Genomic DNA, 2,140 nt, shown 5'->3' with positions numbered 1-2,140 from the left:
TGCCCACATTCATCTTCACCGTATCACCTTTTAACTGACCGCCGACCACATTCACATCATGACCGGTTTTGATATTGAGTTGATTCTTGGCATCAATCACACTCTCCGTCCAGGCACTGCCGTCAGCATTTTCCCGCTCCCGACTAAAGTTACCGTTGGCTTTAAACCGCAGACCACTTTCATCACCACCAAACTGAAGCTGAATCCCCACGCCACCGCCGTAGCTTTTCTCATCCCGGTCACTGTGCTGCGTATTGACCGCACCAATCACATTCACATCCCGGTTAGCGGTCAGATTAATATCATTGCCGGCTTTCACCTCACTGCCTTTTAAGGTGATATCCCCGCCTTGCGCATTTGCATCACCGGTTGCGGTGATATGAATATTCTGCCCGGCAGAGACCCCGCTACTGATAACATTATGTTGCTCCTGATTGACCTCCCGCTCAGTGCGCTGCGTGCCCACCATCACACTGACACCGATTGACGCCTGTTTTTGACCTTGCTGATTTTGCAGCTGCAAATCTTCAATCGCTTCAAGTGCGGTCAGCGCAGATTTAATTGATTGCAGGGCTAATAACTTATCATTACCTTTCTCTTTCGCCCGCTCAACGGCTTTGGCCGCATTTTTAAGGATTTTGTTGGAGAAAGAAAAAGAATGCGCTTTGCCTTATTCAAAAATTATCTATTATGCTATAAATATTACAAAGCGCAAAAAGCTTACCCAAACTACACTAACGATTAATGTAGAAGGGGTGGAGCAGATAGGGTTGTATGCTGGGCGATCGGTCATCATTAAAATTGAGCAGAACAAGTTAATTATTTAAATTCCAAGCAAATTCTAAAGTTTAAGATGAAACTATAATTCCTGTTAAGAATAAGATCAGGAATTATAGTTCATACTATTTAAAATGATTATAATAATCAATTTATTATAAGTATTTTTGGGGAATGTTTAATAATTGTGAATCAACAGACCAATGAATAGGTTTACTTTGTTGACAATTCCATTTGGCTCCTGATTGTATCCATTTATCTCGGTATTTCTTAATACCCGTTAAAGTGGCATCTTCGTATCCAAATTCAACTCCACAACACTCACAAATATTATATGTAGGAGATTGACCATCCTCTCCCCATTGAGGCACTGATTGCTCAAGCCCACAAACACGACATATATATGCTTCATTATTTTTGTGCATTAAAATACTCCAAATTAGTTTTATATCCATGATCTGCTGGATTTGGTTTAAACATTGTTTTCGGTGTCCCATCGGCATTTTTCACTGCAAATATATTTGATTGAGGATTATAAAACACTGTATCCCCATTTTTTCTAACTTTTGTCAAAGTCCCTTCAGGTGGATTTCTTACAAAATTATGGGTAGCATCAACGTATTGTTTTGAGTTTTGAAATTCTGGAAACTCATGTTTATGTTTATCCCAATGATCATAAGCATTTGTAACAGATTCTTTTTTACTAGTTTCTGTCCAAATTTTATCTTCTGGACGCTTACCTGAATTAGCATTAATTTCTTGCTCTTTCGCTACATGGTCACCAAATTTACTCGACGCATTGCCTTTTTGATTTTTTGCGACATTGGATTCTACATTACGTTTGATTATACCTTGAAGTTGTTTATTTTTACTACCCGCAGCTAATCGACTTATCATCATATCGAGTGCAGCCATTGATTCTGAATTATCTAAGCCAGATAAATGATCCTTGCTTGCCTCAGTTAATAATTGTACCAGATTAGCTTTATCTGTATTTGTTATGGCAACATCAGCTAAGGCTAAAATTTCCATAGCTATACCGATTGGTCCGGGTAAATATTGCCCAATTTGTTCGGGTGCACGCATCCATAATTCAGCATAATCGCTACCATTAGGCATTCCTTTACCTTTTATTAAGCCACTCAGTGCTTGCTCGGTTTCTTCTGCCGTTAAATAATTATTAGCAGAAGCGTGAAGTATCGAATCGTATTGAGCCGCGGTATCATGATGTATACCAATAAAACCGTTCATTGTCCCGCCTTCAGCAAGGCTTACGGCATTATTCTCAACCGCATTCTTCCCGGCAGCAATCGCCGCACCGGCAGCGCCGGTATCACCGCCACCGGCGGCAATCGCCAGGCCG

At 40.6% G+C, this 2,140-nt stretch carries 3 protein-coding genes and 1 pseudogene; 1 reads left to right on the top strand and 3 read right to left on the bottom strand.

Annotated elements, in window-relative coordinates; genetic code table 11:
- Positions 1-523 (bottom strand): hemagglutinin repeat-containing protein (locus J3U74_RS12295; RefSeq protein ID WP_267338080.1); only part of this gene is annotated, 523 nt, incomplete at its 3' end.
- A 118-nt stretch (positions 524-641) separates the two neighbouring features.
- On the opposite strand from J3U74_RS12295, the gene J3U74_RS12290 reads away from it, so the two are divergent.
- The gene (locus J3U74_RS12290) at positions 642-827 is read left to right on the top strand and encodes a hypothetical protein (protein WP_267328550.1); all 186 of its coding nucleotides are present in this window, start codon (positions 642-644) and stop codon (positions 825-827) included.
- A 105-nt stretch (positions 828-932) separates the two neighbouring features.
- On the opposite strand, the gene J3U74_RS12285 is transcribed toward J3U74_RS12290, so the two are convergent.
- Positions 933-1,202, bottom strand: a complete 270-nt coding sequence (locus tag J3U74_RS12285; protein ID WP_267328549.1) for a hypothetical protein — start codon at positions 1,200-1,202, stop codon at positions 933-935.
- Positions 1,189-2,140 (bottom strand): annotated as a pseudogene (locus tag J3U74_RS12280) (hypothetical protein); the annotation flags it as partial. The pseudogene J3U74_RS12280 and the gene J3U74_RS12285, both read right to left, overlap by 14 nt.

Origin of the sequence: Gilliamella sp. B3892 (genome assembly GCF_026536305.1) — a bacterium.
In the GTDB taxonomy this organism is placed as follows: Bacteria; Pseudomonadota; Gammaproteobacteria; order Enterobacterales; family Orbaceae; genus Gilliamella.
This window is presented reverse-complemented; position numbering and strand designations above follow the sequence as displayed.

Bases quoted from the DNA above. Each gene is read 5' to 3' on its own strand.
- J3U74_RS12285 (WP_267328549.1), bottom strand. From the start codon at position 1,202: ATGCACAAAAATAATGAAGCATATATATGTCGTGTTTGTGGGCTTGAG.